Genomic DNA, 26352 nt, shown 5'->3' on the forward strand with positions numbered 1-26352 from the left:
CTTCAAGGAGAGCAGGGACCTCAAGGAGAACAAGGGCTTCAAGGAGAGCAGGGACCTCAAGGAGAACAAGGGCTTCGTGGAGAGCAGGGACCACAAGGAGAACAAGGGTTTCGTGGAGAGCAGGGACCTCAAGGAGAACCAGGGCTTCAAGGAGAGCAGGGACCTCAAGGAGAACGAGGGCTTCGTGGAGAGCAGGGACCACAAGGAGAACAAGGGTTTCGTGGAGAGCAGGGATCACAAGGAGAACAAGGGCTTCAAGGAGAACCAGGGCTTCAAGGAGAGCAGGGACCTCAAGGAGAACAAGGGCTTCAAGGAGAGCAGGGACCTCAAGGAGAACAAGGGCTTCGAGGAGAGCAGGGACCTCAAGGAGAACAAGGGCTTCGAGGAGAGCAGGGACCTCAAGGAGAACCAGGACCCCAGGGTGTACAAGGTCTTCAAGGAGAATGCGCTTGCAATCGAAAATACTGTAATGTATATAGAACTGGCGGAGATCTCGTAATACCTGACCAACCTGTTTTCTTTAATCATACTGGTATTAGTTCTGCAGGAGACTTTATTCATACTGGAACTTCTATAATAGTAGTAAACGAGGGAGACTATATAATAAACTATAATGTCATATTTACTAGTGGAAAGATTGGATTTAGTAGAGGAGGAGCATACGCATTATTCATGAACGGTTCAATAGTAACCTCCAGCAGGTATGGTAACCAGCTGGGAATATTCACAAGCGCCCCTGTTACCCTGGATTCGATTTTTCAAGTTAATGGAGAAGCGATTGTTTCTATACCAGCAGGTGGAATAGTAGAACTTAGAAACATTGGCCACACAGCGGATAACCTTATCAGTAATGTCGATAATATTCCCATTAATAGTGCAGGATTAACTATTTTAAAACTTAATTAATATGATGAATCAAGAGATATAGAGGACGCTAACCTGTGATGATTTGGTAAGCGTCTCTTTTTCAATCTTAATTGACTCTACAATAAAATGGGATTAAGTGTTAACATGGTTCGTAGTAATAAATATCCCATTAAAGGAATTATATAACATATATTCAACAATTAAAGGGATCTACACATGTTGATCAGAGATTGCGGACAGTATAAAATTCAAGAAATCGAGAAAATTAGGTAATTTTCGAATAGAACATTGAATTGATTAAGGAGGTAAATGCATTGTCAAGATTTCCGAAGATGGTGGAAGCAGTTTTACAAGATTACTTAGCCTTATGTAATAAATATCTACCAAGAACGATTGAAGGCTTGTATTTACATGGGTCCATCGTTCTGGATGCGTACGTAAATAATTCAAGTGATATTGACTTTATCTCGGTTACACGCCGTCGAATGACAGAAAAGGATTCTGATATCTTAACTCTAATACATAAAGAATTAGCTCTGAAATATCCTAAACCGGAAATGGATGGAGTGTATATCATTCAGGAAGATATATGCAATATAGACGAAAAGCAAGACTATGCTTACTACAATAATGGTGTATTGAATTTTGGTGAGTATTTTAATTTTAATCCAATCACTTGGTATTTGTTTAAGCATAAGGGTATTAGCGTCATTGGCCCAGACACTACTTCTTTTAAGGTAGACATTTCATCACAACAAATATATTCTTACGTTCTTACCAACATGAATACCTACTGGGCAGAAAGGGTGCATGTGATGGAAAATTCGATTAAAGAGTTAAAGAGATTCCGATCTGACATGATAGATGATGAAATAGAATGGTCCGTACTTGGATTGCTCCGTCAATACTACACGTTAAGTGAATACGACATTATCTCCAAGCAAAATGCGGGTGAATATGGATTGCAGCATCTTCCTGAAGAATGGCACAGCATTATAAAGGAAGCAATGAATATCCGTAGTGGATTGAAGGTGAGCCTATTTAATACGGAACACGAGCGTATCCATAAAACAATAAAATTTTTAAAGTATTTAATTTCTCACTGTAATGAAATGAAAAATAGTCAAAGTGTTAAAAATGTCTGATGGATTAATAATGATCAATTATAGGTCCATTTGTGATAATACATAAATTTCAACCTATTTCAAGATGTTTGCACTTCCTTCTTGTTAGAGGATATTTAGATTAGATATAATAAGCGATTGCCATTCAGGTAATCGTTCTTTTTCTTGGTGTTACTTCTTTATTTCTTTTGGGTGAGTATTTTCATTCATCTTTTAATCAGACATAAGGTTCCACTCCTCTAAATCAGGGTAAAGATACCGTATACATATTAAAAGGAGGAATCGGTGTGAAACAAGCCATGCTAATCGTAAACCCCTCTTCTGGAAAGGAAAAAGGGCAGGAATATCGTGATTATGCTCTTGAGACCATTAATGAAATGGGATATAAAACAGAGGTTCGCATGACAGAAGGGGAAGGGGATGCAATGGATTTCGCCAGGGAAGCTTGTGAAAGAAAGTTTGATTTTATCGCAGCCATGGGTGGTGATGGAACAATCAATGAAGCTATTAATGGAATAGCTGAGCAGGATCAACGTCCTCTATTTGGTCTGATTCCGCTCGGAACAGTCAACGATTTCGCACGAGCTTTAAATATTCCTATGGACCCTGAAGAGGCCATCGACATATTCAAGCAAAATCATGTACAGAAGACCGATGTTGGAAAAATCAATGACAGATATTTCATCAATATTATCGCAGTCGGCGCTTTGGCAGAAGCATCGTTCTCAACATCCATCGAACAGAAGTCGAAGCTCGGTCCTCTTGCATATATAATAGAGGGAATGAAGAAAATGAAGGAGAAGCAGCCGTTCGAGCTCAAGGTCCATTCCGACCATGACTGGGAAGGGGACGCGCTCCTCATGCTTGTTGCCCTGACAAACTCTGTCGGAGGTATGGAAACCATTGCACCCGAGGCCAAAGTGAATGACGGTAAGCTACATGTCTTTATCATCAAAGACATGGCCCTGCCACATTTTCTATTGCTACTGCCAAAGATCCTTTCAGGAGAACTCGCAGAAAGCGAACACGTCCATTATATGAAAGTCACAAACCTGGAAGCATCATCCACCTATGAGATGATTGCCAATATCGATGGAGACGAGGGAGATAAACTACCAATCACCGTTGAAAATCTAAAGCAGCATCTAGACATACTTGTTCCACTAACAGACTAGGAGGAATGTAAAATGAAATTAGAAATAACACAACCTGCTATAGAAAAACTAAACCAAATCCCTGATGGCAAAATGATTCAGCTATCACTTGACCGGGGAAGCTGCGATATAGTAAATAATCTTTATGAAATAAAAGTGATAGATAATAGAGAACCTCATTCATCTGAGAAAATCATCCAATCTGATCATTTTGATTTCATCGTCGACGATGACTTTGAAGATACCTATGAACACGAACTCACGATTGATTTTAAAGATAATTTCTTCGTGTTTAAAAATAAGAATCAGACGTTTAATAATCGTATCGGGCTCCGCTACGCATAAAGAGGGCGGAGAAGACTATCTTTTTTTAAATGGTACGTTGTATAGTAATTCTATCCTTTATGTGTTACCATTACTTCTTACAGTAAACAAAGGACGTGACCATTCATGATAAAAATTCAGATCCCACAAGCGGATATCTCCATAACGGAACGCAAACAATCAAGAGACTCAGAAGAACCAAAGATCAAGAGCATCCAAGGCTTCATCGATCTCCACGAAATCCCAAGAGATAAAGGCGGCATCATCTTATTTTACAACATCAACGACGAACTTCTCTTCGTTGGTAAAGCACGAAAGCTAAGACAAAGAGTCAAGAAGCATCTTGAAGATACCGTTTCACCACTACGTAACCACAGAGGTGAAATCTACCGAATCGATGTGGCCATTGTAGAAGACGCTATGGATCGTGACATCTACGAAACGTACATCATCAATAAGCTACAAGCTAAATATAATGTAGATAAAGTATTCTACAAATAAATCTAAAGAAGGTGCCAGAGTCCGATTATGGACTCTGGCACCTTTATTGTTTATCATTAATAAATTTCAACTCTAAACAGCATATTCCGGATTCCACCTCACCAACAACTCTTCCCGAACTCCAAAATACGTCGTATCTGTCAGGTCCGTCACCCCATAAGACACCACACAGTCATTATCAGACCAAGTGATGTTGATCGCCACTATGACAGAATTTCTCTTCATTCCAGCAATCTCAATATCCACCTGCTGATTCAGCTCAAATAATGTTTTAAAGCTAATCTCTTCTCGTTGAACCGAGGGTGGGGAAGGTGCATCCTCAATATTTACATACTTCTTATGCCGGTCAACAATGTCATAGGTAATGAATGATTTCCCTGGCCTGATCCAGTAGATAACTTGAGTCACTTGTCCTGCTTTTAACGATGTTCCTTTAAAAGCCTCGTGAAATAGATCTTCATATTCAATGACCTCATTCAATTTAATGGGATTGATGGTTCCGTTCACTGGTGTACCTCCTTAGCGTTGGTCTATAAAAGGTTATAATTATACTTATTGGAGGAGGATATTTGGTAGAACAAATTGTTGTGGAAGTGAAGAGTGAAGAAGTAAGGAATTATTTGAGTTAGCAAGGACTAGCTCTTTTTTCGTTGGCCTATATGCCTAAAAATAATCATTTCACATTTTGCAAATTGAATCAGCAGACAACTTCTTTAAGCATATACATCAATAGTAAAGAATCCATTTCCTCATTGATCGGAGGCAACAGTGTGACGATACAATCTTTGATGAACTATAACCTTGAAGGAGGAGCCTATGTCTAAACAAGAAACGATAATCGTCTTGAACCGTCTCATGAAGTTTATTGAAAGCCTCCCTTCTAATCTTTACGATACGTTTATCAACGGTGGAGGGAAAATTCAATTCATCGAAGCCAAGCCGAAAAGCCACCTCCAATTTGAAAAGCTCAGGGACAAAATCCAAAAAGAAGCGGAGAAGGAAGAAGATGTTGAGTCACTTTTAAAGAGATATTCAAAGAAAGATCTCCTCTCATTCTGTGAATACATCAATATCACAACAGGAAATCGAGATACCAAAGAAATCCTTTACAAGAAGATTTCCTGTTTCTTTTCCATGAAGCAGAGAAGAGTTCATGAAATAGACCGATTAGAAAAGATAGCTTCCACACTTCGAGAATTTGAGAATGTTGAAGAAGCCAGAAAGTATTTACGTGGAGAAGAAACAGTAAAGAGAAAAACAGATTTAGTGAAGCTTGCTAAGTATTTGGAGGTCCACGTTACGCAGAGGCAGACAAAGCAGGAGGTATTTGATCGGATTGTTGAATCGGTTGTGGGTTCCAAGGTGAAGGGGAAGGCAATAAGGTAAAGAGTATGAAGGAGAGTGATACTTCAAGATACAATCGTTCCCTTTCTATCTGGCATCAACAAAAATATGTGGAAAAAGGGTTTCTTTGTAAATTTTAAATAAATGGCAAAAAGGATAATGTTACCGCTATATGGAATTTAATGACGAACTATAACAAAAAAGTACCCCCAGAAAAGTGGGGGTACCTTCCTATTTAATCTTTCTAACAAATCGGACTGCCTAATTCGTTAAAGCCTTCAAATAAATCTTTTAGATCTTCTACTTCTTGCGAGACAGTAGGGTCAATGCTTTGTACTAGAGCTATGACTTCGTCAACAGTGTACGGGTAATTAATATTTGGATTAGCAGCATTGAGAAGGGCGGCTACAGATTGACGACCTAATGCATCCAGTCCTCCTCCCCCTTCATTTAGTGCTTCGAATAAGGTTCTGTCTAGAACAAAGAAATCAACACCGAAAACAGTATCATAATCCTGGTCTGGCGTAAAACCTACCCAAAGGTCTACATTATCTTCGTTCCCCCAAAACCCAGGTGAACATCCTTGAAATAATCCCATATTTCATTCCTCCTTATTTTTGATTCCTTATATATATATTAAACATTCAAAGTTATGGACTAGTTGTATGACTTAAATTAAGTCCCATTTTATTCCATTCAATGAGAAATTGGTTAATTTCCTATGCTTTGGGATAAGCGTACAAGAAGAATAGAGTAGGGAACATATAATATAAAGTAGAGGTGAATAGCAGGATAAAGGAGTAATTATTATGAAAGTGTCAACGGGAAAGTACACAAAATATACCATCATGAAGAAAGACCCAGCCCTGGCTCCATATTTACCCGAAACAGAGATGCTGACCTTCGAGTCTTTTTCAAATTCACTAGATGAGTTTGGGGCTGTTATTGTCAAGCCCACCGCTGGTTTACGCGGGATTGGGGTTATTCAGATCCGTTCCATCGAGGGTCACATATTCGAAATCCATTCTAAATCAACAAAAACAGAAATCGTCGGGAAAGTTCGGGCATTTAACTATCTGAAGGAGAATCATTTGAGCAGGAAGAAAAAATACATTGTTCAACAGAGAATTCCATTAGCTTTGATTAAGGGGTGTCCATTTGATACTCGTGTAATGGTTCAGCGAAAAAGGAATTCGTCCCAATGGAAGGTAACAGGGGTACTTGTGAAAGTGGCAGCAAAGGGATTTATTGCGACGAATTATGCCAGGGGAGTGATGACCCTGGAAGAAGCAATTGAACACTCAACACTTACAAACAAAGACACCGAAAAAGTGTTGAGTGAACTTAAAGAAGTAGCCCTCAATACTGCCATAGCCTTACAGGACCTTTACCCTACAAGACGAAGAATAGGTCTTGATATCGGGATCACTGACGATGGACAAATCTATATTATCGAAGCCAACCTCACCCCGACGATTTCTATGTTCAATCTTTTGAAGGATAAATCCATGCTGGAGGAAATCATAAAATACAGAAGAGGATAGACCTCTTTACACGATACGGGATCGCGCTATTATGATTGAATGTATCTCATATTAGCACGATCCATTCTTTCCATCATTTGTATTCATTCAAAGGCCTGTGCCTATACGTTTACGAAAAGAATGCATATATTTATGAAAAAGGTCCCGTGAACTTTGCTTTGGAGGTGTGGTAATGGATGAACAACCGATTGGAATCTTGTTATCTACAAAACAATGGAATAATATAATTCGACACCATAAAGAAGAGTCTTACTGCCTTCACTATGTGCAAAAGGCAGAAGAATTAGGAAAAAATGTTGTATTCTTTACCCTTGATCACCTGTCATTGCGGAATGATCAAGTAAAAAGCTTTGAATACAGGAATGGGCAACTAATAGAGAGAGGAACCATGAAGATCCCTCAAGTCATCTATAATCCAACAAAATACAATAAAAAGAAAAGTATTAAAAAGCTGAGAGAACTTATCCAAACGAATAAGGTTAAAATCATCAATGAACATCATGTGATCAGACAAAAACGCCTTCTAAAAATCATTGAATCAAATCCGTCATTAACGGGGATATCCAATAAAGAGGTAGGTAGCAACCCTCCCTTTATCTTAAAGATCGTTTGTCAAAAAGGGAAGGACCATAACTGGAGAACTCCCTTTCATTATGTAAAGGATATGGATGGTGATCTTTATACTCTGGAAGAACTCCATTCCATTACAGGATCATTTTCTTTATCCTCTATTAAGGAGCAAGTTAAGGATATCAGTCACTCTATATTAGACCTCATACAGTATTATTATCCTGGTATTTATGAACTTGGACTTCAATTCAGGATGAATATGGAAGGGCACCTGAAAATAGATTCAACCGATACCATCCACTCCACCATGAAAGACCTTCAGTTTTGGAAGCCGGAAATATGTAAGGAGATTGTGGAATATCCTTTGGAATTAGCCCACTTCTATCAGCAACATTCTGACGTCATGAATCCGGTTGCCCTAATAAAAACGGATAGCACCAAGAAGCAATTTGAACAAAAAAAGGGGGAGGGCAATGAAGTCATTTGGGTGAAATTCATAGATATTGATGAAGAGTCCCCGGTGATCAAACTCCCCCAACATTTATTTCATACTGATTTCGGAGGATTGACAGTTTTAAAGTTCGGTGTCAATGAAGAAACGTTCAAATTGATCCCTTATGATGATCTCACTATGATTCGAGAGAATACGTACAACAATCCGATTGAGTTATTCATATCCAGCAATCTGATCAGGAAATTGCACATACCATTAGACATGGTGTACCAAATGTCAGCCAGACAGAATGTTGTGGAGATTGGACCGCTTATAGGATTTTTATTGGGAAATAAGAATCAAACTTATCATATAAATTATATGGAGAAGTTTAAGGACCGTCTTGGAATGTATGAGAGATATGGGGGCACTGTGATTGCGTTTTCTGCCCGATCGATCAATTGGAATGAGAATATTGCATACGGCATGGTATACGATCCCAGCGAAAAAGTTTGGAGGTATGGATCTACATCTATACCCTCAGTCATTTACAGGCGGAATTTTCATCAAGATAACCACACCATTGAAAAGTTAAAAATCCTCACCAACAACCAACTCTTTAATTCACACCATTTTACGAAGTCCGACTTAACTCAAATGCAGGAAGAACCCCAATTAAAAAGACATCTTCCATCGACTTATCTCCTTCAAGATCTGGATGAAATGATTCGTTTTGTAAAGGAAAAGAATAAAATCATTTTGAAACCTGTCAGCTTATCGCGAGGACGTGGAATATATATCCTTGAATATAAATCTGACGTATTCCATCTGCATGAATCCAGCAATAAGCTAAAGCTTTGTCACAGTATTACAACACCCCAAGCCCTCTACGATAAGCTTTTTGAACTGAATGTTTTCAGTTATCCCTATTTGTATCAAACCTATATTGATTTATTGAAAATAGAAGGGCGGCCATTTGATGTCCGGGTTGTCATGCAGAAAATCGAAGAGGATACATGGAAATGCGCAGGGATAGAGTGTCGTGTAGCCGGAATAAATGAAGAATTGACGAATATAGCACGTGGAGGTAAAGCCTTGCATTTAAGAGAAGCGCTTGATCAATCAAATGCTCCTCTATCATATTCATATGCTCACAAGGGAATCGTGGACTTATGCCAACGCTTTTGTGCACTAATGGACCAGGAGGACGAACATTATGCCGAATTCGGATTAGATATTGCGTTGGACTATAGAACCTACCCTTGGATATTGGAGGCGAATATCTTCCCGAGCTTTAAAGGTTTCAAGAAGATGGATTATGATACGTATCTTGCCATCCGTTATCAACCCCTATTTTATGCGGTTCACCTTCAGGGATTTCAAGTGGTTCAACCAAGGACGTAACCGTAAGAACGTTTATTGAACTTTTGATATGTGGGTAAGTAAAACAGGGTGGAATATGCATTTGGTTCCCAGGTCTAGTTAACTCGAGAAGACTTTTCCCACCTGCAAAGAAATGTATCTTTATTCCTAAGTAGTTTGTCCATTCATTATTGATTTCCAGTCATATAATAATGTAATTCAATTGAAAGGAGGTTTTATGTGATGGGATTAAATTTTCTTTGCGATTGTCACGCTTCTGCAGAAGGGGAAGGCTGTTTCTCTATCTGTAATTTTCCATTCAATTTTTTAGTGGATTATTCGTTCAATATCGATATCTGTCGTGAATTTTTACCTGACAACAGTACAGTAAATGCAATGTTTACTGTATCAGGTTGCGAGGTAACATTCATTGCCACTTTCACTTCCACTGATATCGGAATGCCACTGTGCACAGTAGACGAGGACGGTGATCAGACGATGACGGTTATGGTGGAAGGAATTGTAACGATTGACGAAGAGACGTTTCCTGTTTCGTTTGAATTAATGGTAAGTGAAAAGGTCCAACAAGTATCCATGCCCATTGAGTTACCATCTATTGGAGTTATTCCTGTTCTGAATGCAACTGTCGTATTTGGTTAATCGTGGATATAGTATGGAGGGAAATAAAAAGAGAAGAAAGAAACATATAATATCATTTTTTGATGGGTCTTAAACTTCTCAGGATTGAAAAAGGAGAACTTGTGGATAACAAGTTCTATTTTTTTAACCTATTAAACTACTAATTGGATATCAAAAAAGAAGCCTATTAAAGCTTCTTTTAGTGAGTTATTTAAAAAAATCGAACACCTTCTCTAAGTCCTTTTCTACCTGTAATTGGTATGCTGGTAGATTTTGTAGCAGTAAGCTTCCATGGTTTTCAATATCGGAGATCTTCGAGAGGATCTGTTTGCTGAAATGAGTTTCGTCCGTAGATACAACCAGGTGGTCCAATCCTATTGAATGGGCAAAATCAAAGGTCTTAAAACGGTACCCTAGAGCGACAAATGGAATACCGGCTGAAGCGGAAAGAACATTTGCATGTAACTTGAAATTGATAGTAAATTTAGCGTCTTTAATCAAATTTAGTATACCGTACTGGTCCAGTAAGTGAGTAATCAAATGGACATGCTGTTTATCCTCTATTTTATTATAAAGACTTTTGCAAGGTGCAAGATCACTGACCCAGATGGGATAAATATAAACATCATATCCTTTTGCCACTAATTCTTTTATTACATCTACCATTTCCTGCTCCAGTTTTGCCTCATTTCTCCCGTAAAGTCTTTGATGGGCGGTTCCCCAATTAATGACTACCTTCTTTGAATCCTTGTTTTCTGGAGGTTCTTGAAGCATATGAACCAGTAATCCCGGGTCGCCTGTCACTTTAACTCCTTCCAGATTGTACCCCTTTGACTGAAAGAATTGATACGTATAATGCCCCCGGATCCCAATGAATTGAGCATGTTGAAAGATGGCTTGAAGCTTTTTCTTGAAGAAAGGGTCTTTAAAGATCTTGAATTCATTTTTCCAATTTATTTCATCTTCAGTCTGTAATCCAAGTCGGATGAGTTCCCTTTTTTCAAGCCAATCGATTCCACTGCCCCAAATGAATATCCGAATATTCTTATGCCATTTTACGGCTCTGAAAAGAATATTGACCAGGTCTGGTACAAATAGGGATCCACCACCTAAAACGATACTGTCAAAGTAATGGAGATAGGGTTTTTTCCGTTTAAGTCGTCTGAGTACCTTCCTTGTGGAGGGGATTAATTTGTATTTTGTGGTGTCTGCTTTTTCCCTGAACTTTTCTCTGAATATATCAAACATTAATTCGTCTCCGATATTTTGGTGGCCAAGCCAGCCTAAATATAAAATTTTTGCCATTCAATCACCTTCCTTAATTAATAGTAGCCATACACTAGCAAAATAATGAATCTTTATAGTATATGGATAAGCTTTGATATGGATTGTGCATTCATGGAATTTAAATCCTATTTAGAAGAAGGTTGCATTAAATCTACTTATTTTTATATAAAAGACCATTTATATTTGACAAGCCTGTTGTAAACAACCACACAATTCGGTACAAGATGAATAGTCTGAAAGTAGTAATGTCAGCATGAATGTTTAACGCTTTGAAGAAAAAGGAGGAAATTCATGTGGATAAAAAGATGGAGATGAATGAAAACCATGGTATTTCCATTGTTGCTTGTACGAATAAACAGTGGTTTATGGATAATATCTTTACAAATTATGAGCGCCAGTTATTACAGGAAAAAGAACTCATCATCATACTAAACAGTGATTCATTGAAATTAGAAGAGTGGAAAGAAAGAGCATCCCATTATGAAAACGTTCAAGTGTATCAGCTTCCGGAAAAGACCTCATTGGGGAGCTGTCTGAACTATGGTACCCATAAGGCAAGATATAATTATGTCGCAAAATGGGACGATGATGATCATTATGGTAGTCATTTTTTAGCAGAAGCATTAAAAGCCTTCGAGAAAACAAATGCTGATATTGTTGGAAAGTGGTCAGGATATATATTCTTTTCCAACACAAGGGAATTAAGACTCCGATACTTTGGCTTCGAATATAAATGGGTGAAAAAAGTATTGGGCGGAACTATAGTCGCAAAGAAGTCAGTTATTCACCATGTGCCTTTTCAAAATCGTTCATTGGGCGAGGACACGTCATTTCTAAAAAGTGCCAGGGCGAAAGGTTATCGGATCCACTCTACCAGTAGAAATAACTATTGCTATATCAGAAGAGATTCGGGCAAGCATACATGGCAGCCAAGAATCAGGTATTTATTCAGGACTTCTAAAAGGATCTGCTTCACACAAAACTATAGAGAGATAGTGGATATCGAGAGGAGATACAAGCATTTACCGGACAAGAAAGGAGAGGGGTAGCATGAAGGGAATTATTATGGCTGGTGGAAGAGGTACGAGGTTGAGCCCGTTGACGAAGTCTATTTCAAAAGCGTTACTCCCCATATACGATAAACCGATGATTTACTATCCCCTTTCCACGCTGATGCTTGCTGGTGTGAGGGAGATTTTGGTCATTACGACCTCTCAAGATCAGGACAGGTTTATGAAAATGCTTGGAGATGGATCCCACTTAGGACTACACATTCAGTACAAAGTCGAAAAGGAGCCAAAGGGAATTGCCAATGCTTTTCTTATCGGGGAAGAGTTCATCGGAAACGACCATGTCATGTTAATCCTTGGGGATAATATTTTCTATGGGGAGCACCTTCCCGAACGATTACAAAATGCCCTTCATTCTAAAATCGGTGCAACGTTGTTTTGCTTTCAAGTAGACGAGCCTCAAAGATACGGTATCGTAGAACTTGATCAGAATAATAGAGCTATAACCATCGAAGAAAAGCCCGCTCTCCCTAAATCGAACTATGCACTTACAGGGTTATATGTCTATGATCAGAGAGCCGTAGAAGTCGCCAAAAAAATACAGCCTTCGGTCAGAGGTGAACTGGAAATCACGGATATCAATAACGTGTATTTGGATATGGGGGAGGTCAGCGTGGAAATTCTGGGGGAGAGCTTCGCCTGGTTTGACGCCGGGACCCATCCGTCTATATTGGAAGCAGCCCAATTCATCGAGACCATCGAAAGGTATCTTGGAGGGAAAATAGGCTGTATTGAAGAAATCGCTTTTCGAGAGGGATTTATCTCCAAGGATCAGTTCACCAAGCTGGCAAATGAAAACGGGAAGAGTGATTATGGCAGATACCTCAAAAATCTAGTCAGCAGGTTATAAACTTAATTCCTCCTAAACTGAATCATAGATTAGAAGAGGAAATAAGAGGATGAGGAAGAGTGGACTACAATAATAATCAATAAGGATGTGAGAAACGTGAATGAAGAGAAGGAAATATCGATTTCTGAAGGGATTTCTATCATTGCAGCGACTAATCGAGACGATTGTATAGAAAACCTATTTGCCAATTATGAGAATCAGCATTGGGAAAAAAAGGAGCTTATCATCCTATTAAACAAGGACTCTATGGATTTGGAGTATTGGTTGAAGAAAGCCTCAGAGTACCATGAGGTTTCCGTCTTTCAGCTTCCTGAAGAGATGACCTTGGGAAAATGCTTGAATATCGGTGTGACGAAAGCAAAATACCCATATATTGCGAAAATGGATGATGATGATTATTACGGTCCGCTTTATTTATCGGAAGCCATGGCTACTATGAAAAAGTTGAATGCTGCGGTCGTTGGAAAGAGAACATGTTTTATGTATATGATTTACCAAAAGGAATTAAGACTGCGTTTTCCAGGACGTGAAATGCAAAGGGTCCATCTTCCCCAGGGGGCTACTATCTTTACGACCAAAAGGCTTCTGAAACTCATTCCATTTGGAAATAAAAACGTAGGGGAATGCTTGCATTTTCTTAAAAGATGTAAAGCGGCAGGCTTCAAAATATGCTCCTCCAGCCGATTTCATTATGCCATTTTGAGGAAGGAAACCCATTCCCATACCTGGCGCCCATCAAGACGATATCTATATAGAACCTCCAGGAAAATTGCCATAACACATGATTTTAAGAAGTTTGTGGATAAACACAAGTAAAACATATCATGTGCCTATACCAAGCCGGAATTATCTGAATATAGTTGTGATAAAAAGCCTCGTTACATTACTCCGTTACACCCTTCTTATTATTATTGAACCTGTGGCTTTCATTTAATTTCTGATAGACCCTCGATTCTGATTTAACATGAGGGCAAATAAAAATAAAACTTGATGGGAGGGAAAGACCCTTGAAAAAATATATAGGTATTATGGTGGGAACAGTTGTATTCAACGGTATAAAAAAAGGAAAAACCTATTATGAGAACCTTTCCTTTTATGAGGAAGCAGGGGAACAATATGATCTGATTCCTTGTTATTTTCGATTCAAGGACATTGAGCCAGGTGTAGATACAATCATGGCATATGTGTTAAGTGAGGAAGGAACATATATTCTAACTCCAATTCCAAAACCCCCAATTATCCATAATCGCACATTTACAGGAAAAGTTTCAGCAAAAAAGAAAATGAGGAAATTAAAAGAAGAGGGAATTGTCTTCTTTAATGAGAAAAATCGTTATAAGAAAATAAGGATCAATAACATCCTCAGGATGAATAAGAAGTTGGTTCCCCATATACCTGAAACGGTTAAAGCCAGTAAGGAAAATCTACAGACCATGATGGATAAATACGATGAACTCATCATCAAACCGAACAGCGGCTCATTGGGACTCGGAATAGCGAAATTGTCGAAGCTCGCTGATCAAGAATGGGAATTCTCATATCGACGACAAAAAGAAATGGTGAAGGAGCGGTTCTCGACTACATGGCCTTTCTCTCTGTTAAAACTAATAGCAAATCCACGTACAATCATCCAAAAGCGAATTCCCCTGGCCAAAAGTAAGGGGGGAGTGTTCGACCTGAGGGTATCGGTGCAAAAAAATGACATGGGTGAATGGCAGATGACAGGAGTGGTGGGAAAGGTAGCAAAAAAAGATTGGTACCTCACTAATGTAGCCCGTGGAGGATCGTGTTACTCCTTACCTGAATTACTCCAGGATCTGCCCCATCTCAATCTGGACCAAGTATATGAAGACATTAAACGATTATCCCTGAATGTCGCTTGGCAGCTGGAAAAAGAGCTTCCCAGGATGGCGGATTTGGGCCTGGATATCGGCTTGACGAATGAAGGGGTTCCCATGTTCATTGAATGCAACGGGAGAGATTTGAGAGTAACCTTCAGAAATGCCAACATGCAGGAAGAGTGGAAACAGACCCATGCCACACCGATAGGGTATGCTGCTTTTCTCTACGAAAAACAACATTCATCATGATGGAATCGACTCATTAGGGTCGGTTTTTTAATGGGAAGAATCAATGCTGACAATCTATAGGAATACATTATAATAAATGAACTCTTGATACTGAAATAGAAATGGACGGGAAAGCATGAAAACAATCGTTTTTATAGGCAGTCATAAGTCAGGAACCAGCAGAGAAGCTTTAAAAGTATCAAAAGAGATGGGATATGTAACGGTTTTAATAACGGACCGATCTAGCCTGATAAGCCAAAAAGAAGAGTTCCCTGAGGTGGATGAGATGTTATACATGGAAAATCTCTTGGAAAAGGACGAACTTTTAAACACCTTACATTCGTTACAACAACTTGGCCATCACCTCTCTGCATGCTTAAGCTTGATTGATCCCTTTGTTTCATACGCAAGCAGGATTTCCACTGATTTAGGGTTATTTCCAGCGTCTGTAGAAGCCCTATCCATTATGGAAAACAAAGCAAATGTCCGTGAACACCTTCACCATCTCTCCAGCTCTCCGTATTATTCTACGTTGGACATGAACGAATCAGTAGCTGATTTGAATAAAGGTCAGGATGATGTATGGCCTCTCATAATAAAACCTTCTGTATCAAATGGATCGAAGCATATCATGCTGGCAAAGACGCCGAGTGAATTTTCGGAGGGGATCAACCTCATAAGAAGGAAACACCCCGATATGAATTTACTGATAGAAGAGTTTGTAGAGGGTCCTCAATACTTGATTGAAGTGCTTGTTTACAAACAGGAAGTAAATATAATTGCAGTTGTGGAACAAGAGCTCGGCTCAAATTTCATTATCACAGGATATGCCTTTCCGGCTAAACTAGATGCTCATGAGTTACTATCCCTTCATGATCGCATCATTGAAATTGTAGAGTGTGTAGGGCTCGAAAATGGATCTTGTCACCTGGAAATGAGAAATGCAAATGGGGAATGGAAGCTCATTGAAATCAACCCCCGAATGTCAGGAGGTGCGATGAATCGGCTGATTGAGGAAGGGACGGGGATCAATCTGATCAGGGAAATCATCAGGATGAACCTTGGGCAGTTTCCTGAACTCTCAGCTGTATTCAAAAAACCCGTCTATGCGAAGTATGTAACGGTGAACGCCCCGGGGAGACTTTTGAAGGTGACAGGAAGGAAACGTGCATCGGCGCATGAAGGTGTGAAATACGTATATGTGAAACCGAGAAAAGGGAGCGTATTGGTTCCCCCAAAATCAATGGGAAATCGGTATGCCTGTATTATAGCCACTGCTGATACCGTAAAAGCTGCAAAGGAAATCGCCATAAAGGCAGCCAAAGAATTGAGGTTTTTTTTAGAGCCATTATAGGAGGTGATTAAATGGCACTCGTCGGAATGCTTCATTATCGCAAGCGTCCACATGATGTAAAAAAAGCCTATGCATTTGCAGCAGTCGCAAAGATGGAAGGGATTTCGTTTTTTTATTTTTCTTATCAACAAGTGGATTTTCAAGAGAAAGTGATACATGGTTGGATATACGAAGATGGGCAATGGATCCAAAAGGAAATGGGATTCCCTGATGTCGTTATTAATAGCAGCAGTCCGAAAACAAAAAGACAATCGTCAATCCTTAAATGTCTCAAAAATATGACCATCCTGACCAGTCATTCTGTAGGGAATAAAATGACAGTATATCAAAAGGTGATGAAGGGAGGAAAGTTCAAGTCTCATCTGATACCTTCCATAAAGCTGACAGGTTTAAAGGAAGTCCATCACTTATTTCGTGATCATTCAAAACTTGTCATCAAGCCTTTTTCAGGCAATCATGGGAAAGACGTCTTTTTTATAGAAAAGGATGCAGATCATTTTCTGTTGATGGAAGGTATTCATTCTCAAAGATATCAAAGTGATGAATTTATAAGCTGGATTCATGAGTTAATTAAAGACAGGAACTATTTAATTCAGCCCTTTGTATCATGTCAAACACAATCCGGATTAACGTACGACTTCAGAATCCATGTGCAGAAGAATGGGCAAGGTCAGTGGGAGATTAACCTGATTTATCCTAGAATAAGTGGAAATGGAAAAAAAATCAGCAATATCAGCAGTGGGGGATATCGAGGTGAATGGATTCCTTTTTTGAAGGAAGAGTTTGGAGATGATGATGAAAAGTTGAAAAGAAAACTTGAAACCTTTGCGGTGGCATTTCCTGCTCACTTCGAATCTCTTTATCCCTATTCATTCGATGAATTGGGGATTGACGTGGGAATTGATCAGAATTTAGGGCTATGGATTTTTGAAGTGAATTGGAGACCAGGATCCAGGCATCGTGAGTTTGAAGTGGCCAAAAGGATGCTGCCATATTGTCTGTACCTGAAAATTGGGTCCGGTAAGTAGGTCCATTTTATTATCCACACTGCACCAATCATGCCTTGTATCGATAAACTATAGGTAAAGGACAGATTGGGGCGAGGAACTTGGAACAAGAAATGCAGGGACTAAACGCTAAATGTATATGCGATGCCCTTAATGAATTGAAAAAGTTGCAGGATTATATAAACCATTCCGAGACTCCTTATTTCGGTAAATTACTTTTAACATTAGTTGGTGTTGACACGATTCCTTTTACACTATTCAGAAAAGATGGACCGCTGTTCTTAACCGGCTGTGATTATAAAGAAAAAGGAAAACCAGAGTACTGTTTTACAACGAGCTATTTCCGACTTGAAAAATTGGATGTGGATACATGCTGTGCCACGGTTTCTCTTCTACGACCATTGAATATCTACGGTGAGGATGTAGAATCCATGTGTGAGGTCACGAAGCTAATTAAAACATCGACGTGTGTTGAGGTTGACCTTGACTGTATTTGTGCCATTCAATGCGTTGACGTGGACTTATTAAAACGCATCATCATTATTGAGCCAAAATGGTAATTAACAGGGAGAGTAAAAGGTTCAAACTTTCAGTATGGTAAAGAATATTTATGGAATTGATGTTAAAATAAGGAGGTGTTATCTCTGTATTGATTATATTGTACGAGGGTATATATGGAAGGGTTTGACGTGAAGTTCATTCAAAAAATAAAATGAATACTTGGACGACATCCTTGTGTATAAGGTCATATAAATATCATACGGTCTACAGATTTATGTTACTGAAAAAGAAGTGAATCAATTTGATTTTAGCAGATAAGCATCAGAATAAACGAAAAAAGAGACTCTACATAAATACAAATCTCTTTTTAAATGATTTTATTATTTTCCATAAACCATGGACAACTCAAGGGAATCATCAGTCATCACATACATATGTACCTGTTCGAGAGTGTTTATCAAAGATCCTGATAAAACGTTTTTAGAATAGGCACAGACGGAAAGTAAACCTTCTTGTAAGACGTAATCATCTGCGATGGATTCAAACTTTTTGAGTACTGCAGCATCTGGTTCAGCAGAGGTCCACTCGACGTGAGCCCAGGTTCTGATGGAAGTATTGAGGTTTTTGATAGCGGCAATATCTTTTTTGAAATGATTAAGAATATTTTGGGTATTAAAGTCACCATTTAAAAAGTAGTAGTCAAAGTTATCAACTAAATAGATGGAGGATTGCTGTTCCTTACTAAATATCCTGTTTATTCTATTTCTGACCTTGTTGATATTTCTCATGCTTTCGATGATCAGCATATGTTGATTTTTCTCCAATCCAGAGCGAATAAATAACATCAGGTTGTTTAAATAGGCTTCTTCTGCCTGAAACTGATAAAAGACATGGCCTTTTTCTAACGTTACTAATTTAACATCATTTAACGCTTCCATAACCTCACCTCTCATCAATTGGGAACCAGATTTTCAATGGGCGGAATGCCTAAGCCTTCAGAAATTGGATTAACTTAAGCATAACATAACAATTTGCCAATCCATACACATTTAGTTAGTTGAATATTTGATAGATGATTTTAATTGCCGATATTACTGAACATAAACAGTACGAAAGGAACCGACGATCCAATGGATATTTATTTCACAAAACTAATCGAACCTAATACAGCAATAATCGAATCGATGAACCAATGGGAAAACAACCCCGATTTAATTCCATTAACCCGTCCAAATAAAAATCAGGAAGAATTGGACCAGCGTGGAAACTTGACATTTCTGGATTTAAAACAACGTTTAGAACATCATCATATATACCTGATTCACCTTAATAACCAGCTTATAGGGGAAATGAATTACATGGTCGACCCTGAGCATCTCTATAAAAAGGAAAAAGGAACTGCCTGGATGGGGATAACGATTGGTGAATCTGAAGGACGTGGAAAAGGAATTGGTTTAGAGGCAATAAACTATTTGGAACATCAGGTTAGGAAGGAAGGTCTTAAACGAATAGAATTGGGAGTGTTTGAGTTTAATACTAATGCTCGAAACCTTTATCAAAAACTCGGCTATCAGGAAATTGGCCGGATAGCAGACTTTACTTATTGGAACAGTCGAATGTGGTCTGATATTCGGATGGAAAAGTATTTAAAAGAAGATTAAAGGAATGAAAATCCAGGAACAAAGGAAGACTAGGATGGTGAATACGGTGCAGCTGGAACTTATTAAGCCTAGTGACAGGTCACTAGGCTTACCCTATTTGCTTTTAGCAGATGAAAGGAAAAAAATCGTAGAACAGTACACGAATGCGGGAGATATGTACTCCATTTGTTATGGAATATATGTTGCCGGCGTAGTACTGTTTACTTTTCATTCTGCTGAACCCTGCTAGGTTTATACCCTGAAACGTGATAAAAAACTCAAAAATTCCTTCTGTTTTTTATGAGCATATTTTGTAATGGCGAAAGTTTTAGCTTCGGGCAATGGAAAAGCATTCGTTTCAACTTCCAATAGCCATCCTTCAAGCAGCTCCCTTCTCACGGTTGAAGAAGGGAGGTACGATACGCCAAGGCCCTCCGCAATAAATCGTTTGGTAATATGAGTTTGAGAAACTTTCATCATCCTGGTTTTCGGATAGAACAATTTAATCGTGCTGCATAGTTCATCCCAGTATGCAGGGTGATTATGTGTTAATAAGTAATTGGAGGCTAATAACTCCTCTTCGTCTAAAGGGAAAGCCGACTCAAAATCTCTTCCGTCATGGGGGGCTACCAGAATAACTTTGTCAGTAAATAGTAATGTATGATCAAGCTCAGGACTAAAACAAGGAAGACATGAGAGACCAATATCAACTTTTTCAGCAAGAACAGCTTTCTCAATATCTACCGATTCAATAATTTCAACAGAAATCTCGACTTGAGGATGGCTTTCTATATACTGTTTTAAAACAAAAGGTAATACGTTGTCAGCAATCAATGGAGATATAGCGATCCTTAGTTTTGTTGTATACCCCTGATTAAAAGTTTGAAGCTCAGTGATACCTTCTTCATAAACGGAAATGATTCTACGGGCATGCTTTAAATAGTACCTTCCTGCTTCTGTTAGCTTTATTTTCCTTCCGTCTCTTTCAAACAATAAAACTCCGAGTTCCTTTTCTAATTGTTTAATATGTACAGTAACGGATGGCTGCGATATGTATAATCTTTCAGCGGTCTTCCTGAAATTATTGCATTCAGCTGCCGTAATAAATGTCTTTAACAAATTTAGTTCCATTTCCTTCACCCTTATTAATAGTATTAATCAAAACATTTAAATATATTTAATTTTCTTAATTATAAAATCATTATACAATAATTGTAATAAAGGAAAAGGGGATGATTGAAATGTTTACTGAAGGGTTAAAGGGAATCGTGGCAGCACAAACGACAATCAGTCATATTGACGGCAGAATGGGGTTGCTTATCTACAGGGGATATGACATTAGTGATCTAACCAACTTGTCATTTGAACAGGTCGCATTCTTATTATGGTATGGTCACTTACCAACAAAGGAGGAAAAGAATGATATAAAAAGGAAATTGGTGATTAATAGATCCTTATCACGAACCATGAAAGAGGTTATTAAGACGCTTCCCAAGGATATGGATATGATGAGTGTATTAAGAACGGCTATTTCTTCTGAAGGAGTACCTGCTTACAAATGGACACCAACCATTGATCAAGCTATAAGATTAACAGCAGTTATTCCAACCATCATTGCTTATCGACAATCTTTAGTAGAAGACAAACCATTTACTGAACCGAATGATAATATTAACCACGTAGAAAATTATTTATCCATGTTAACTGGCAGCAAGCCCTCTAAAGCAGTCATTGATGCATTGGAGACATACATGATCCTTACACTTGAACATGGTATGAATGCTTCTGCCTTCTCAGCAAGAGTCACATCTTCAACTGAATCTGACATGGTATCTGCCATTACTGCGGCGATCGGGACAATGAAAGGACCCCTTCACGGAGGGGCACCATCCGGCGTTATCGACTTACTTAATGAGATAGGTACGGCAGAAAATGCGGAAAAAGTCATCAGAAAGAAAGTACTCAATGGAGAGAAACTGATGGGGTTCGGTCATCGTGTGTATAAAACACATGATCCAAGAGCAGCTGCTTTGAGAAAGAAACTAGTCGAATCTAAGGGGGAAGATAGCTCACTGGACCTTGCATTACATGTGGAACATACGGCTATTGATGTGTTAAATGAATTGAAACCAGGGAGAGCCCTCTACACGAATGTAGAGTTCTATGCAGCAGCCATTATGAAATCAATTGCACTTAAACCTGAACTTTTCACACCAACCTTTACGGCCAGTCGTATCGTAGGGTGGACGGCTCATGTTCTAGAACAAGCTGAAAACAATACAATATACCGGCCTCAATCTGAATATATTGGTAGACTGAAAATATAAATCTACGGAGCTACATTCCATGTAATGTGGGTTTAATAATTTGTAAAATATTCCTTTGTTTAGTGATATAATTGAAACATACTTTAAAAGGAGGGTTTGGAATGATCAGCAAAGTCGGTCAAATTATGGTGTACGTGAATAACCAGGATGAAGCCGTGAATTTTTGGATTGAAAAAGTAGGTTTCACTGTCATAGCGGAAGAAGGTAATGGTCAAGGAATGAGGTGGATTGAAATTGCTCCCTCTAAAGATGCGGAAACAAGTATTGTTCTCCACAATAAGGAATTAATCGCTCAAATGGAGCCTGAATTAAATCTTGGCACGCCTTCCTTAATGCTGTTCTCAAACAATCTGGATGAATTATATAATAGCTTATCAAATAAAAATATAACAGTCGGAGAAATAGTGGAAATGCCTTCTGGAAGAGTGTTCAACTTTGCAGACCATGAAGGTAATTACTTTGCGGTTATGGAGAAAAGTAACTAGAGTTTGAAGAAACTAATTAAATGGTGATGCATCTCTTTGCTTATCTAAAAAGAGCCTGGGACAAAACTAAAATGCCACGATGTAATGACGAACAATAGAAGTATAGTCTCTTAATAACGCTAATGATTTCCGTGCAAGACTACGCTTTCCGCGGGTAGCTCGTGAGCCTCCTCGGCAAGCCTGCGGGAAGAAAAGCGGAGGGGCTTTGTTCAGAGGCGGGTGGCATAAGACGAAGCGGCCACGAAGGCGTTCTTTGCCTTCTTGGACGATTTGACTTATGACATGTGCCTCTAAGCCCCGGAGCTGGACGGGTCTCACATAAGCTACTTTTCCCGCAGGAGTCTTCGTCTTGCACTCCAATCAACCGCTGGAACAGCTAAAATCAAATGTATCGAAATAAATAATAAACCCGAACAAATCCACTTTCTAGGAAGCAGATTTGTTCGGGTTTTATTTAGACTAAAACACTTTTGTCCCGGCCTTTTTTTATTAACAATATTATGCAAGTAATCAACAGCGCTTCTGGTTCGATCATTAAACACAAGTTCTTAACCCGTGTATGGATCTCCTGGTTGCACTAACTGCCTTGTGACATTTTTCTATCTTAAATACTAGGTGTCTAAACCATATTTTTTCAGTTCTTCTGTATCATTTGGAAGAGTCACGTAACCTTCATGGTGCATACCCAGTTTTTCTAACAATCTAGAAGACGAATCATTGTCCTTCGTCGTGATCGCTGCGAGTCGTTTTATACCTAGTTTCTTGGCAAATTCCAATGTACCCGTCGCGGCTTCATAGGCATATCCCTGTGATTGATAGTGTGAGAGAAATGCAAAACCGATATCCACATCTTCAAGACCTTCCCGTTTAATTAACCCGCACAAGCCAATCGGAGCCTTCTCTTCCTTGTGTTCCGTCAAGAATAGCCCGAATCCTTCCCGCTCATACATTGCTCTCGGTCCATTCATAATATAGTCCATGGCATCATCCAGTGTACGAATCCCCTTGTCACCTATGTACTGCAGCCATCCAGGTTCATTTAGTAATTTCATAATGAATTCAGCATCTCTGATTTCTACCCATCGGAGGATGAGTCTTTTTGTTTCTATTACTTTCATATGGGTCACCTCTTCTAGTATCTTTTACATTTATTTTAACTTGAATGATGAAAAGAATCTATTTCAACTCAATGAATAAAAAGTTTTAATGCTCGGATTCTTTTTGAATGATAATGAAGAGAAGTGCTGCCTCCAATATTATTTTGCGAGACACACTCACACCAAAAATCCAAGACTATCATTCAAGTTTGTACATGCTATAGTTTCCTTATAACGAATGAGATAGATGAGGTGTAATCATGACAAAAAATTTCAAAATGGAAGCTCCCAAAATCCCAGCTCGATTGGAATCAGCTAATTTTCAAGATGTATATTATGAAGAAGATCCATTTCTATCTAATTGCAGGATAGAAACTGCAAGGCTTGATCAAGAAGAAATTGATCAGCTCGTTTTATCTAAAATTGTCTTCAAAAATGTGTCTTTCATAGGTGCGTCTTTTCCAAGAGTGGATATGACCGATGTCGTGTTTGAGAACTGCGATCTATCAAATGCAAACTTCCGTGAGGGGATCATACATCGAGTGACGTTCAAAGAATGCAAGTTAATGGGGGTTGATTTTTCTGAAACCAATCTGGTGAATGTCACTTTTGATGAATGCCTTGCGAATATGACTGACTTTGTCGAAGCACGTTTAAAACAGGTGAAGTTCATTCAAAGCTCCTTGCAGCATGCAAACTATGCAGAATGCAAGCTTGTGAAAGTGAAATTTGATCTATGCGATCTGAATGAGATTGAATTTACTCAAACAATACTTAAAGGAATTGATATAAGTAATTGTACATATACACGAATCAATGTTTCACCTGAAAACTTGTTTGGTTGTGAGGTTTCACCTGAGCAGGCCATTGGGTTTGCAAGTTTGTTGGGGTTGAAGGTGAGAGAATAAAAAAACTGCCTTCCATATAGAAAATAATGGTATAATATAACAGTCTGAAAATTCCAAAAACTTTCTTGGTTTGAAGAGGAGGGGTTCAGAATGCCTGATTTCGGTGGAGAAATATGGGGATGTCGCCTAATTAACAGGCTCGCTCCCCGCATAATGAAAGGAGAAAATGAATGATTTCAAACAAGGTTCATATAGTAGAATTAAACGCAGAAAATTGGTACGATTGCTGTCAGTTAGAAATATGTGAGGATCAGCAGGCTTTCATCGAGTCAAATGCGGTATCAATTGCACAATCAAAATTCGAGCATACCTTAAAACCATTTGCCATCTGTTTTGATCATAAAGTGGTTGGATTTTTAATGTACAACTCAGTACCAGAAGAACTCGATGCTCACTGGGTTTACAGAATCATGGTGGATAAAAACTATCAAGGGATGGGAATCGGTAAGGCGGCAACTATCCTGATGATGGCTGAAATGACTAAAACCCTTGATGCAACTAAGATTGTTGTGGGGTATCACCCTGATAATAAAGGTGCCCATCGATTATATGCCAGTCTGGGATTTATTGACCAAGGAGATAGATTTGGCAGGGAAATGGCTGTTGTGAAGGATTTGAAAATCTAAATAAAACATTTTGGAAAGGCCAAGTTTAGAAAAGTGGCCTTTCTTCATTACCCAAAAAAAGTACAATCGTTTAATCTTTAGTAATCTTTTATATCCAACATTCCCTGAATCTTCTCCTTCGCTCCCTTTCGCCACTTTTTTACAGCGGAAATCGATACATTTTCTGCCTTGGCAATTTCACTAACGGTCAACATATGCATACATGTATACAACACCCATTTTCTCTGATTTTCAGTTAAACCATGACAGTAGGAGAGAAGCACTTCATGGGCCAGCTGAACATTCGCTTGCTCATCCTCGATAATCTCAAAAAAGTCCGCCTCTTTGAAAATACTTTTCTCTTCATTCCGATATTCACTGGTTAATTGAGATAATAATCTTCCGCGTACAAATGAATAAGCATAAGCTGGGAAGGCACCCTTTTCAGGATCAAAATTTTCATGGGCCTCCCAAAGAGCTATGAGTCCGGTTTGATAATATTCAGACTTATTTTTGTATATGTGCAAAGAATGAATCAATTTATGAATCATTAAATCATATTTTGCATGAAGCTCTTCAAATGGTTCCATTACAGTTTCCTTCTGATCGACGCGCCTCTCTATGAATTCCTAGGTAGGTTAACCTTACAAAGGAAAAGGGGGGCGGACAAAAGAGAAAGATAGCCGTTTCACTGTGATGAACGTACAGAAACTGGTAGGTCAAAAACTATTTTCACTTTAGGAAACATCCTATTTTCTCCAAGTTTGTTATGGAAATGTAGATTGATACGGGTTAATCAACAGGTGAAGGCAGATGCAGGTAACTTACATATGGAATGAAAAAATGATGAGTTTATTTGGAAAAGATTCGTGATCACGGACGAACTTTCACGTTTACCTCATACACCTCTTAGGCAATACTAGAATCAATAAAACCCTTAAGGGGGGGATACAATGCCACGCAAAAGTGCTTCCTCAACTGAGAAAACGGAAGAACAGATACAGGAAAAAGAAAATGTCGATAGACTTGAACGGATGCTGGCAGCTGTACTGAACTATTTATCCGATGACGAGATTGAGGAAATTGACATTGAATACCTCCTGACAAATACGGAAGATCTTCGTGACTGGTGGGAACATTACCAGGAGAAAAACAAAAAACAGATTGAAGACGAAATAAAAAAGTCTCTAAACAAGTTGACTCTTGAAGAATTAGAAAATATCCGGATGCAAATCCGGGAGAAAAATGGCTAAGCCATCTTGATTCAGCCCTCAAAAAAACGCTCAGATA

At 38.7% G+C, this 26352-nt stretch carries 30 protein-coding genes and 1 pseudogene; 24 read left to right on the plus strand and 7 right to left on the minus strand.

Annotated elements, in window-relative coordinates; translation table 11 throughout:
- The 6 genes and pseudogenes from Q1B03_RS00005 to Q1B03_RS00030 form a co-directional block, all read left to right on the plus strand.
- Positions 1-499, plus strand: a pseudogene (locus tag Q1B03_RS00005) (hypothetical protein); the annotation flags it as partial.
- A gap of 173 nt (positions 500-672) precedes the next feature.
- Positions 673-906, plus strand: a complete 234-nt coding sequence (locus tag Q1B03_RS00010; protein WP_299736824.1) for a hypothetical protein — start codon at positions 673-675, stop codon at positions 904-906.
- A gap of 275 nt (positions 907-1181) precedes the next feature.
- On the plus strand, positions 1182-2012 hold the full coding sequence (locus tag Q1B03_RS00015) for an aminoglycoside adenylyltransferase domain-containing protein (RefSeq protein ID WP_299736826.1): 831 nt from the start codon (positions 1182-1184) through the stop codon (positions 2010-2012).
- A 266-nt stretch (positions 2013-2278) separates the two neighbouring features.
- Positions 2279-3166: a diacylglycerol kinase family protein gene (locus Q1B03_RS00020; RefSeq protein ID WP_299736828.1), complete on the plus strand. Its 888-nt coding sequence runs from the start codon at positions 2279-2281 to the stop codon at positions 3164-3166.
- Positions 3167-3178: 12 nt separating this feature from the next.
- Positions 3179-3490: an iron-sulfur cluster biosynthesis family protein gene (locus Q1B03_RS00025; protein WP_299736830.1), complete on the plus strand. Its 312-nt coding sequence runs from the start codon at positions 3179-3181 to the stop codon at positions 3488-3490.
- Positions 3491-3595: 105 nt separating this feature from the next.
- Positions 3596-3970: a nucleotide excision repair endonuclease gene (locus Q1B03_RS00030; RefSeq protein ID WP_299736832.1), complete on the plus strand. Its 375-nt coding sequence runs from the start codon at positions 3596-3598 to the stop codon at positions 3968-3970.
- A 72-nt stretch (positions 3971-4042) separates the two neighbouring features.
- On the opposite strand, the gene Q1B03_RS00035 is transcribed toward Q1B03_RS00030, so the two are convergent.
- The gene (locus tag Q1B03_RS00035; protein ID WP_299736834.1) at positions 4043-4477 is read right to left on the minus strand and encodes a hypothetical protein; all 435 of its coding nucleotides are present in this window, start codon (positions 4475-4477) and stop codon (positions 4043-4045) included.
- A gap of 309 nt (positions 4478-4786) precedes the next feature.
- On the opposite strand from Q1B03_RS00035, the gene Q1B03_RS00040 reads away from it, so the two are divergent.
- The gene (locus Q1B03_RS00040; RefSeq protein WP_299736836.1) at positions 4787-5356 is read left to right on the plus strand and encodes a hypothetical protein; all 570 of its coding nucleotides are present in this window, start codon (positions 4787-4789) and stop codon (positions 5354-5356) included.
- 202 nt (positions 5357-5558) lie between these two features.
- Here the strand turns inward: Q1B03_RS00040 and Q1B03_RS00045 are convergent, their stop codons facing one another.
- Complete coding sequence (locus Q1B03_RS00045; protein ID WP_299736838.1) at positions 5559-5912, minus strand: hypothetical protein; 354 nt, start codon at positions 5910-5912, stop codon at positions 5559-5561.
- Between the two features lie 211 nt (positions 5913-6123).
- On the opposite strand from Q1B03_RS00045, the gene Q1B03_RS00050 reads away from it, so the two are divergent.
- The 3 genes from Q1B03_RS00050 to Q1B03_RS00060 all read left to right on the plus strand — a co-directional run bounded on the left by Q1B03_RS00050 (position 6124) and on the right by Q1B03_RS00060 (position 9883).
- A complete protein-coding gene (locus Q1B03_RS00050) occupies positions 6124-6858 on the plus strand; it encodes a YheC/YheD family protein (protein ID WP_299736841.1) in 735 nt (244 codons plus the stop codon).
- 172 nt (positions 6859-7030) lie between these two features.
- A complete protein-coding gene (locus Q1B03_RS00055) occupies positions 7031-9265 on the plus strand; it encodes a YheC/YheD family protein (protein WP_299736843.1) in 2235 nt (744 codons plus the stop codon).
- Positions 9266-9463: 198 nt separating this feature from the next.
- A complete protein-coding gene (locus tag Q1B03_RS00060; RefSeq protein ID WP_299736845.1) occupies positions 9464-9883 on the plus strand; it encodes a hypothetical protein in 420 nt (139 codons plus the stop codon).
- Between the two features lie 186 nt (positions 9884-10069).
- Here Q1B03_RS00060 and Q1B03_RS00065 read toward each other — a convergent pair whose 3' ends face one another.
- Positions 10070-11167: a polysaccharide pyruvyl transferase family protein gene (locus Q1B03_RS00065; RefSeq protein WP_299736847.1), complete on the minus strand. Its 1098-nt coding sequence runs from the start codon at positions 11165-11167 to the stop codon at positions 10070-10072.
- 275 nt (positions 11168-11442) lie between these two features.
- On the opposite strand from Q1B03_RS00065, the gene Q1B03_RS00070 reads away from it, so the two are divergent.
- The 7 genes from Q1B03_RS00070 to Q1B03_RS00100 all read left to right on the plus strand — a co-directional run bounded on the left by Q1B03_RS00070 (position 11443) and on the right by Q1B03_RS00100 (position 18059).
- A complete protein-coding gene (locus tag Q1B03_RS00070) occupies positions 11443-12198 on the plus strand; it encodes a glycosyltransferase family 2 protein (RefSeq protein ID WP_299736849.1) in 756 nt (251 codons plus the stop codon).
- A gap of 1 nt (position 12199) precedes the next feature.
- Complete coding sequence (rfbA, locus tag Q1B03_RS00075) at positions 12200-13069, plus strand: glucose-1-phosphate thymidylyltransferase RfbA (RefSeq protein WP_299736851.1); 870 nt, start codon at positions 12200-12202, stop codon at positions 13067-13069.
- A gap of 96 nt (positions 13070-13165) precedes the next feature.
- On the plus strand, positions 13166-13885 hold the full coding sequence (locus Q1B03_RS00080; protein ID WP_299736853.1) for a glycosyltransferase family 2 protein: 720 nt from the start codon (positions 13166-13168) through the stop codon (positions 13883-13885).
- Between the two features lie 191 nt (positions 13886-14076).
- Positions 14077-15159: a YheC/YheD family protein gene (locus Q1B03_RS00085; RefSeq protein WP_299736855.1), complete on the plus strand. Its 1083-nt coding sequence runs from the start codon at positions 14077-14079 to the stop codon at positions 15157-15159.
- 115 nt (positions 15160-15274) lie between these two features.
- On the plus strand, positions 15275-16492 hold the full coding sequence (locus Q1B03_RS00090) for an ATP-grasp domain-containing protein (protein WP_299736857.1): 1218 nt from the start codon (positions 15275-15277) through the stop codon (positions 16490-16492).
- Between the two features lie 11 nt (positions 16493-16503).
- A complete protein-coding gene (locus Q1B03_RS00095) occupies positions 16504-17520 on the plus strand; it encodes a YheC/YheD family protein (RefSeq protein WP_299736859.1) in 1017 nt (338 codons plus the stop codon).
- A gap of 80 nt (positions 17521-17600) precedes the next feature.
- Positions 17601-18059, plus strand: a complete 459-nt coding sequence (locus Q1B03_RS00100; protein WP_299736861.1) for a CotY/CotZ family spore coat protein — start codon at positions 17601-17603, stop codon at positions 18057-18059.
- A 321-nt stretch (positions 18060-18380) separates the two neighbouring features.
- On the opposite strand, the gene Q1B03_RS00105 is transcribed toward Q1B03_RS00100, so the two are convergent.
- Entirely contained in the window at positions 18381-18938 is a 558-nt protein-coding gene (locus Q1B03_RS00105) for an MEDS domain-containing protein (RefSeq protein WP_299736863.1), read from the minus strand.
- 144 nt (positions 18939-19082) lie between these two features.
- Between Q1B03_RS00105 and Q1B03_RS00110 the strand changes: the two genes are divergently transcribed.
- Entirely contained in the window at positions 19083-19661 is a 579-nt protein-coding gene (locus Q1B03_RS00110) for a GNAT family N-acetyltransferase (protein WP_341357942.1), read from the plus strand.
- 34 nt (positions 19662-19695) lie between these two features.
- Positions 19696-19890: a hypothetical protein gene (locus Q1B03_RS00115; protein ID WP_299736865.1), complete on the plus strand. Its 195-nt coding sequence runs from the start codon at positions 19696-19698 to the stop codon at positions 19888-19890.
- A gap of 2 nt (positions 19891-19892) precedes the next feature.
- On the opposite strand, the gene Q1B03_RS00120 is transcribed toward Q1B03_RS00115, so the two are convergent.
- Positions 19893-20771 (minus strand): LysR family transcriptional regulator, encoded by an 879-nt coding sequence (locus tag Q1B03_RS00120; RefSeq protein WP_299736866.1) that lies wholly within the window; start codon positions 20769-20771, stop codon positions 19893-19895.
- A 110-nt stretch (positions 20772-20881) separates the two neighbouring features.
- Between Q1B03_RS00120 and Q1B03_RS00125 the strand changes: the two genes are divergently transcribed.
- Both Q1B03_RS00125 and Q1B03_RS00130 read left to right on the plus strand, forming a co-directional pair.
- Entirely contained in the window at positions 20882-21967 is a 1086-nt protein-coding gene (locus tag Q1B03_RS00125; protein WP_299736869.1) for a citrate synthase/methylcitrate synthase, read from the plus strand.
- Positions 21968-22068: 101 nt separating this feature from the next.
- Positions 22069-22452 (plus strand): VOC family protein, encoded by a 384-nt coding sequence (locus Q1B03_RS00130; RefSeq protein WP_299736870.1) that lies wholly within the window; start codon positions 22069-22071, stop codon positions 22450-22452.
- A gap of 611 nt (positions 22453-23063) precedes the next feature.
- Here Q1B03_RS00130 and Q1B03_RS00135 read toward each other — a convergent pair.
- Positions 23064-23570 carry a GNAT family N-acetyltransferase gene (locus Q1B03_RS00135; RefSeq protein ID WP_299736872.1) on the minus strand — a complete coding sequence of 169 codons (507 nt, stop codon included), beginning with the start codon at positions 23568-23570 and terminating at the stop codon, positions 23064-23066.
- Positions 23571-23809: 239 nt separating this feature from the next.
- On the opposite strand from Q1B03_RS00135, the gene Q1B03_RS00140 reads away from it, so the two are divergent.
- Positions 23810-24457, plus strand: a complete 648-nt coding sequence (locus Q1B03_RS00140) for a pentapeptide repeat-containing protein (RefSeq protein ID WP_299736874.1) — start codon at positions 23810-23812, stop codon at positions 24455-24457.
- A gap of 170 nt (positions 24458-24627) precedes the next feature.
- On the plus strand, positions 24628-25083 hold the full coding sequence (locus Q1B03_RS00145; protein WP_299736876.1) for a GNAT family N-acetyltransferase: 456 nt from the start codon (positions 24628-24630) through the stop codon (positions 25081-25083).
- 77 nt (positions 25084-25160) lie between these two features.
- On the opposite strand, the gene Q1B03_RS00150 is transcribed toward Q1B03_RS00145, so the two are convergent.
- Positions 25161-25652, minus strand: coding sequence for a sigma-70 family RNA polymerase sigma factor (locus Q1B03_RS00150; RefSeq protein ID WP_299736878.1), 492 nt, complete (start codon positions 25650-25652; stop codon positions 25161-25163).
- 363 nt (positions 25653-26015) lie between these two features.
- Here Q1B03_RS00150 and Q1B03_RS00155 point away from each other — a divergent pair, with 363 nt between their 5' ends.
- Positions 26016-26315, plus strand: a complete 300-nt coding sequence (locus tag Q1B03_RS00155) for a hypothetical protein (RefSeq protein ID WP_299736880.1) — start codon at positions 26016-26018, stop codon at positions 26313-26315.
- The last annotated feature ends 37 nt before the right edge of the window (positions 26316-26352 follow it).

The sequence above is a fragment of the uncultured Rossellomorea sp. genome (assembly GCF_947488365.1).
Classification (GTDB): Bacteria; Bacillota; Bacilli; order Bacillales; family Bacillaceae_B; genus Rossellomorea.